Origin of the sequence: Pseudomonas sp. KCJK8993, from assembly GCF_046230915.1 — a bacterium.
Lineage (GTDB): Bacteria > Pseudomonadota > Gammaproteobacteria > Pseudomonadales > Pseudomonadaceae > Aquipseudomonas > Aquipseudomonas piscis.
Genome location: NZ_JBJJLO010000184.1, coordinates 1 through 7344 on the forward strand (window position 1 = coordinate 1; position 7344 = coordinate 7344).

8 protein-coding genes are annotated in these 7344 nt (G+C 66.7%); all 8 read left to right on the plus strand.

All coding sequences use genetic code 11. The annotated features are described in order from the left end of the window. Positions 1-873: tetraacyldisaccharide 4'-kinase (lpxK, locus tag ACK6AU_RS30820; protein WP_409303458.1), on the plus strand; the 873-nt coding region annotated here is incomplete at its 5' end. A 25-nt stretch (positions 874-898) separates the two neighbouring features. Beyond that, positions 899-1084 carry a Trm112 family protein gene (locus tag ACK6AU_RS30825; protein ID WP_011060103.1) on the plus strand — a complete coding sequence of 62 codons (186 nt, stop codon included), beginning with the start codon at positions 899-901 and terminating at the stop codon, positions 1082-1084. After that, positions 1081-1845: a 3-deoxy-manno-octulosonate cytidylyltransferase gene (kdsB, locus tag ACK6AU_RS30830; RefSeq protein WP_053135780.1), complete on the plus strand. Its 765-nt coding sequence runs from the start codon at positions 1081-1083 to the stop codon at positions 1843-1845. The genes ACK6AU_RS30825 and kdsB overlap by 4 nt, the downstream gene beginning before the upstream one ends. Next, on the plus strand, positions 1845-2309 hold the full coding sequence (locus ACK6AU_RS30835; protein WP_185699495.1) for a low molecular weight protein-tyrosine-phosphatase: 465 nt from the start codon (positions 1845-1847) through the stop codon (positions 2307-2309). The genes kdsB and ACK6AU_RS30835 overlap by 1 nt, the downstream gene beginning before the upstream one ends. Beyond that, positions 2306-3331 (plus strand): UDP-N-acetylmuramate dehydrogenase, encoded by a 1026-nt coding sequence (gene murB / locus ACK6AU_RS30840; RefSeq protein WP_185699496.1) that lies wholly within the window; start codon positions 2306-2308, stop codon positions 3329-3331. The genes ACK6AU_RS30835 and murB overlap by 4 nt, the downstream gene beginning before the upstream one ends. 242 nt (positions 3332-3573) lie before the next feature. Then, positions 3574-4044, plus strand: coding sequence for a (2Fe-2S)-binding protein (locus ACK6AU_RS30845; protein ID WP_409303461.1), 471 nt, complete (start codon positions 3574-3576; stop codon positions 4042-4044). Next, the gene (locus ACK6AU_RS30850) at positions 4041-6356 is read left to right on the plus strand and encodes a molybdopterin cofactor-binding domain-containing protein (RefSeq protein ID WP_409303463.1); all 2316 of its coding nucleotides are present in this window, start codon (positions 4041-4043) and stop codon (positions 6354-6356) included. The genes ACK6AU_RS30845 and ACK6AU_RS30850 overlap by 4 nt, the downstream gene beginning before the upstream one ends. Further along, the coding region (locus ACK6AU_RS30855) for an XdhC family protein (RefSeq protein ID WP_409303465.1) at positions 6356-7344 on the plus strand (989 nt) is incomplete at its 3' end. The genes ACK6AU_RS30850 and ACK6AU_RS30855, both read left to right, overlap by 1 nt.

Below are 7344 nucleotides of genomic sequence, written 5' to 3' on the forward strand. Positions count from 1 at the left end.
TACCAGCCGCCGGTGCCCCTGGTGGTGGTGGGCAACATCACGGTCGGTGGTACCGGCAAGACTCCGTTGATCCTGTGGCTGGTGGAGCATTGCCAGCGCCTCGGCCTGCGGGTCGGCGTGGTCAGCCGTGGTTATGGCGCCAAGCCAGCCCAGTTGCCCTGGCGGGTCACGGCCACGGACAGCGCCGAGGTGGCGGGCGACGAACCGCTGCTGATCGTCCAGCGCTGCGGCGTGCCATTGATGATCGATCCCGATCGCAGCCGCGCGGTGCAAGCCCTGCTCGCCGCCGAGCCGCTGGACCTGATTCTCTCCGACGATGGCCTGCAGCATTACCGCCTGGCCCGCGACCTGGAGCTGGTGCTGATCGACGCGGCCCGCGGCCTGGGCAATCGCCGCTGCCTGCCGGCCGGCCCGCTGCGCGAGCCGGTGGAGCGCCTGCACAGTGTGGATGCCGTGCTGTACAACGGTGCCGCTGCCGATCGCGACGATGGTTTCGCCTTTGAGCTCCAGCCTTCGGCGATGGTCAACCTGCAAAGCGGCGAGCGCCGTCCGCTGGCGCATTTCACCCCGGGGCAAGCGGTGCACGCGGTGGCCGGCATCGGCAACCCCCAGCGTTTCTTCAATACCCTTGAAACGCTACACTTGCGACCTGTCCCCCATGCATTTGCCGACCATGCCCAATACAGTGCGCAGGCCTTGGCCTTCACCCCGTCGTTGCCGCTGGTCATGACCGAGAAAGATGCGGTCAAGTGCCGCGAGTTCGCGGCGGCCCACTGGTGGTACCTGGCGGTCGACGCGGTGCCATCGCCAGCCTTCGTCGCCTGGTTCGACACCCAGTTGATGCGCCTGCTGCCTGACCGTCTATTGCCTTAAACCGCTGCTATCCAGGGAAACCCTCATGGACACCAAACTGCTCGACATCCTGGCCTGCCCGATCTGCAAGGGCCCTCTCAAACTCAGCGCCGACAAGACCGAGCTGATCAGCAAGGGCGCCGGCCTGGCCTATCCGATCCGCGACGGCATCCCGGTGATGCTCGAAAGCGAGGCTCGCACCCTGACCACCGAGGAGCGCCTGGACAAATGACCAGCGCCTTCACCGTTGTCATCCCGGCGCGTTTCGCCTCCACCCGCTTGCCGGGCAAGCCGCTGCAGATGATCGCCGGCAAGCCGATGGTCCAGTGGGTCTGGGAACAGGCCCGCAAGAGCCGCGCCGAGCGCGTGGTGGTGGCTACCGACGACCAGCGTATCGTCGATGCGTGCCAGGGCTTTGGCGCCGAAGCGCTGCTGACCCGTGAAGACCACAACTCCGGCACCGACCGCCTGGCCGAGGTCGCCACCCAGCTGGGGCTGGCGGCGGACGCCATCGTGGTCAACGTCCAGGGTGACGAGCCGCTGATCCCGCCGGCGGTGATCGACCAGGTGGCGGCCAACCTGGCGGCCCATCCCGAAGCGCGCATGGCCACCCTGGCCGAGCCGATCGAGGATGCACAGACCCTGTTCAACCCCAACGTGGTCAAGGTGGTCAGCGACCTCAACGGCCTGGCGCTGACCTTCAGCCGCTCGACCCTGCCTTGGGCCCGTGACGCCTTTGCCCGCAATCGCGACGAACTGCCCGCCGGCGTGCCCTACCGCCGTCATATCGGCATCTACGCCTACCGTGCCGGTTTCCTCCATGACTTCGTCAACTGGGGGCCTTGCTGGCTGGAGAACACCGAGTCCCTGGAGCAACTGCGGGCCTTGTGGCACGGCGTGCGCATCCATGTGGCCGATGCCCTCGAAGCCCCGCCCACCGGTGTGGATACCGCCGAAGACCTCGAGCGCGTCCGACGCCTGTTGGAGGCCTGATGCGGGTCCTGTTCGTCTGCCTGGGCAACATCTGTCGCTCACCCACCGCCGAAGGCGTGTTGCGCCACAAACTGCGTGCAGCTGGTCTTGCCGACCAGGTGCAAGTGGCTTCCGCCGGCACCAGCGACTGGCACGTCGGCAAGGCGCCGGATGCCCGCAGCCAGCGGGCGGCGTTGCAGCGCGGCTACGACCTGTCGGCGCAACGGGCGCAGCAGGTCAGCAGCGCCGACTTCGCGTGCTATGACCTGATCTTCGCCATGGACCAGAGCAACCTGCGCAACCTCAAGGCCCTGCAACCGGCCAATGGCAAGGCCGAGCTGGACCTGTTCCTGCGCCGCTACGAGGCGGTGCGCGACGAGGTGCCGGACCCGTACTACGACGGTGAAAAGGGTTTCGAGCAAGTGCTGGACCTGATCGAAGCTGCCTGTGACCGCCTGGTGATCGAATTGCAGGGACGCCTATGAGCCTGGTCATCCAATCCGATGTGTCGCTCAAGCCGTTCAACAGCTTCGGGGTCGAGGTCAAGGCCCGGTTGTTCGCCCAGGCCCATGATGACGCCGATGTCCGTGAGGCCCTGGACTACAGTCGCGAGCACCAGTTGCCATTGCTGGTGATCGGTGGTGGCAGCAACCTGCTGCTGGCCGGGGATATCCAGGCCCTGGTGCTGCGCATGGCCAGCCGCGGTATCCGCCTGCTCGAGGACGATGGGCAGCGGGTGGTGGTGGAAGCCGAAGCCGGGGAGGCCTGGCACCCCTTCGTCCAGTGGACCCTGGCGCAGGGCTTGTCGGGATTGGAAAACCTCAGCCTGATTCCCGGCACCGTCGGTGCCGCGCCGATGCAGAACATCGGTGCCTATGGCGTCGAGATCAAGGACGTGTTCGCCGGCCTGACCGCCCTCGATCGGCAGACCGGCGAGCTGCGCGAGTTCGACCTGCAGCAGTGCCGGTTCGCCTACCGTGACAGCCTGTTCAAGCAGGAGGTCGGTCGTTGGCTGATCCTGCGGGTGCGTTTTGCCCTGAGCCGGGCCGGGCATCTGCACCTTGAGTACGGCCCGGTACGCCAGCGCCTGGTGGAGCAGGGCGTCGAGCAGCCCACTGCCAGCGATGTCAGTCGGGCGATTTGCAGCATCCGCAGCGAGAAGCTCCCGGACCCGGCGGTGCTGGGCAATGCCGGCAGCTTCTTCAAGAACCCGGTGGTGCCGGCGGCGCTGGCGGAGCGCATTCGCCAGGCGCACCCAGGCTTGGTGGCCTACCCCCAGGCGGATGGGCAGATGAAGCTGGCGGCCGGCTGGCTGATCGAGCAGGCAGGCTGGAAGGGCTTTCGCGAGGCCGATGCCGGGGTCCATCGCTTGCAGTCGCTGGTGCTGGTCAACTACGGCAACGCCAGCGGACGGCAGTTGTTGGCGTTGGCCCAGAGGATCCAGCGCGACATCGCCGAGCGCTTCGGTGTCGAACTGGAGATGGAGCCCAATCTCTACGGGGCATGATCGTTCGCCTGCCCTGTAATGCAAAAAAGCCTTGGCCGAATGACGTTCGGGCAAGGCTTTTTGCTTAATTAGGGCTTAACTTAGCAGGCTAAGAATGTGCTTCTTGCTGTGCCCAAGGGTCCGGTGAAGCTCGAACTTCACAAGAGAGCCCGATTAGCCTGAACCGATCTGCGTGCCCTGCGGTCGCGGTGCCGCGCGACAGATGGTTCGACCCCATCCCTCCATAGAATGCGGGCGTGCCCATGATTACCCTGAAACTCAACGGACAAGACCATCCACTGGACGTCAGCGAGGATATGCCCCTGTTGTGGGCGATCCGCGACGTGATCGGCTACAACGGCACCAAGTTCGGCTGCGGCATGGGCTTGTGTGGTGCCTGCACCATCCATATCGACGGCGATCCTGCCCGCAGTTGCATCACCCCGGTCGGCTCGGTGCTGGGCAAGAACGTCAGCACCATCGACAACCTGCACAACGATCCGGTGGGCCAACTGGTACAGCAGGTCTGGCTGGACACCGCGGTGGCCCAGTGCGGCTATTGCCAGGGCGGGCAGATCATGTCCGCCACCGCGCTGCTCAAGACCCACCCCAACCCCAGTGACGAACAGATCGAGGAGGCGATGCTCGGCAATATCTGCCGCTGCGGCACCTACAACCGGATCAAGACCGCGATCCGCCGCGCTGCCGGCCAATTGCAGGAGGCCAAGGCATGAGTCCTCTACCTACTGATTTCACCCTGGCCAACTTGAGTCGCCGGAGTTTTCTCAAAGGCGTGGGCGCCACCGGTGCCCTGGTGCTGGCCGCCAGTTGGGGTTGGCAGGATGCCTTTGCCGAGGACAAGAAGTTCGGCGCCGACGGCATGCCCCACGGCTGGGTCGACGATCCCAAGGTCTATGTCAGCATCGATGCCGATGGCAGCGTGACGGTGACCTGCAACCGCTCGGAAATGGGCCAGGGCGTGCGTACCAGTCTGAGCATGGTGGTGGCCGACGAACTGGAAGCCGACTGGGCCCTGGTCAAGGTCAGGCAGGCGCCGGGTGACGAGGCGCGTTATGGCAACCAGGACACCGATGGCTCGCGCAGCATGCGCCATTGGTACGAGCCCATGCGGCGTTGCGGCGCGGCTGCGCGAACCATGCTTGAGCAAGCGGCGGCGGCCCAGTGGCAGGTGCCGCTGGCGGAGTGCCGGGCGCAGTTGCACAAGGTGGTCCACCAGCCCAGTGGGCGGGAACTGGGCTACGGCGCCCTGGCCGTCGCTGCCGGGGCCCTGGCGGTACCGCCGCGGGACAGCCTGCGGCTGAAGTCGGCTTCGCAGTTCCGCTACATCGGCAAGGAAGCGACCCGGGCGATCGATGGCCAGGACATCGTCAATGGCCGTGCGGTGTACGGCGCCGACGTGCACTTCGAAGGCATGCTGTTCGCCGTGGTGGCCCGGCCCCGGGTCTATGGCGGCAAGCTCAAGTCCGTCGATGACAGCGCCGCGCTGAAGGTGCCGGGGGTGATCAAGGTCATCCCCATCGAAAACCGGCCCTTGCCCTCGGAGTTCCAGCCCCTGGGCGGGGTCGCGGTGGTGGCGAGCAACACCTGGGCGGCGATCAAGGGCCGCGAGGCGTTGAAGCTCGAGTGGGAGGATGGGGTCAACGCCGGCTACAACTCCATCGATTACCGCAAGGAACTGGAGGCGGCCGCGCACCAGCCGGGCAAGGTGGTGCGCAGCACCGGCAACCTCGAGCAGGCCCTGGGCAGCGCCGACGGCAGCCTGGAGGCTACCTACTACCTGCCGCACCTGGCCCAGGCGCCCATGGAGCCGATGGTGGCCGTGGCGCGCTTCCAGGACGGTCGCTGCGAGGCCTGGGCGCCGAGCCAGGCGCCCCAGGTGACCCGCGAACGCATCGCCGAGCGGCTGGGGATCGGTTTCGACCAGGTCACGGTGAACGTCACCCTGCTGGGTGGTGGCTTCGGTCGCAAGTCCAAGCCTGACTTCATCATCGAGGCGGCGATCCTGGCCAAGGCCTTTCCCGGCAAGGCGGTGCGGGTGCAGTGGACCCGCGAAGACGATATCCACAACTCGTATTTCCACACCGTGTCGGCCGAATACCTCAAGGCCGGGTTGAACAAGGACGGCATGCCTGCGGCCTGGCTGCACCGCACCGTGGCGCCGAGCATCACGGCCTTGTTCGCCCCGGGCATGAACCATGAGGCGGCTTTCGAGCTGGGCATGGGTTTTACCAACATGGCCTATGCCATTCCCAACGTGCGCCTGGAGAACCCCGAGGCGGCTGCCCACACCCGGGTTGGCTGGTATCGCTCGGTGTCGAACATTCCCCATGGCTTCGCGATCCAGAGCTTCGTCGACGAACTGGCCCACAAGGCCGGCGAGGATCCGCTGAAGTACCAGTTGCGGCTGCTGGGGCCTGATCGGCAGATCGATCCGCGAACCTTGAGCGAGGAGTGGAACTATGGCGAGTCCCCCGAGCGCTATCCCATCGACACCGCGCGCCTGCGCACGGTGCTGGAAACCGCCGCCAAGGCCGCCGGTTGGGGACGTGAACTACCCAAGGGCCGCGGCCTGGGGCTGGCGGTGCACTACAGCTTCGTGACCTACGTGGCAGCGGTGATCGAGGTGGAGGTCAAGGGCGATGGCACCCTGATCGTGCACAAGGCCGATATCGCCGTGGATTGTGGTCCGCAGATCAACCCCGAGCGTATCCGCTCGCAGTTCGAGGGGGCTTGTGTCATGGGCCTGGGCAACGCGGTGCTGGGGGAAATCAGCTTCAAGGACGGCAAGGTCCAGCAGGACAACTTCCACATGTACGAAGTGGCACGCATGTCCCTGGCGCCGAAGGAGGTGCAAGTGCACCTGGTGACACCGCCCGGGGAGGTGCCGCTGGGTGGCGTCGGCGAGCCCGGTGTGCCGCCGATCGCCCCGGCGTTGTGCAATGCGATCTTCGCCGCTACCGGCAAGCGCATCCGCAACTTGCCGGTGCGCTACCAGCTGCAGGGCTGGCAGCAGGCGAGCGCCTGATGGACAGCGTCGACCTGAATGTCTTGCGCAGTGTCCTGGAGTGGCGGCGCGCCGGCCGGGCGGTGGTGCTGTACAGCGTGGTCCAGACCTGGGGCAGCGCGCCGCGACCGCCAGGCGCCATGCTGGCGCTGCGCGATGACGGGGTGGTGATCGGCTCGGTGTCCGGTGGCTGCATCGAGGACGACCTGATCGCGCGCCTGGGCGATGGGCGCCTGGCCATGCAGGGGCCGCCGGTCCAGTTGGTGACCTATGGCGTGACCCTGGAGGAGGCGGCGCGTTTCGGCTTGCCGTGTGGCGGCACCCTGCGCCTGACCGAGGAGCGGGTCGGCGATCCGGCCTGGGTCGCCGAACTGCTCGAGCGGTGCCAGGCGCACCAGATCGTGGCCCGGGAACTGAACCTGGCCACCGGCGAGGTGCGGCTCGAGCCGGCGCGCAAGAGCGATGAGCTGGCGTTCGACGGAGCCATCTTGCGGGCGATCTACGGCCCGCGCTGGCGCTTGCTGTTGATCGGCGCCGGGCAGCTGTCCCGGTACGTGGCGCAAATGGCCCGCCTGCTGGACTTCGAGGTGCTGGTCTGCGATCCACGGCGGGAGTTCGTGCAGGGCTGGGACGCGGAGGACGGACGGTTTGTCGCCGGCATGCCCGACGATGCGGTATCGAGTATCGAGCCTGATGAGCGCACCGCGGTGGTGGCCCTGACCCATGATCCACGCCTGGACGACATGGCCTTGCTCACGGCGCTCGACTCCCGGGCCTTCTACGTCGGTGCGCTGGGCTCCCGGGCCAACAGTCGCAAGCGCCGGGACAACCTGGCGCTGCTGGGGCTGTCGGCCCAGGCTATCGGGCGTCTGCACGGGCCGGTGGGCTTGCATATCGGCAGCCATACCCCGGCGGAGATCGCCTTGTCGCTGATGGCCGAGATCGTGGCACTGAAGAACGGTGTCGAAACCGTGCAGAAGAAGCCCGCGTCCCAGGCCAGCCAGGTGGC

Coding starts and splice junctions, on each gene's coding strand:
- ACK6AU_RS30825 (WP_011060103.1), top strand. CDS start 899: ATGGACACCAAACTGCTCGACATCCTGGCCTGCCCGATCTGCAAGGGC.
- ACK6AU_RS30845 (WP_409303461.1), top strand. CDS start 3,574: ATGATTACCCTGAAACTCAACGGACAAGACCATCCACTGGACGTCAGC.
- ACK6AU_RS30835 (WP_185699495.1), top strand. CDS start 1,845: ATGCGGGTCCTGTTCGTCTGCCTGGGCAACATCTGTCGCTCACCCACC.
- murB (WP_185699496.1), top strand. CDS start 2,306: ATGAGCCTGGTCATCCAATCCGATGTGTCGCTCAAGCCGTTCAACAGC.
- ACK6AU_RS30850 (WP_409303463.1), top strand. CDS start 4,041: ATGAGTCCTCTACCTACTGATTTCACCCTGGCCAACTTGAGTCGCCGG.
- kdsB (WP_053135780.1), top strand. CDS start 1,081: ATGACCAGCGCCTTCACCGTTGTCATCCCGGCGCGTTTCGCCTCCACC.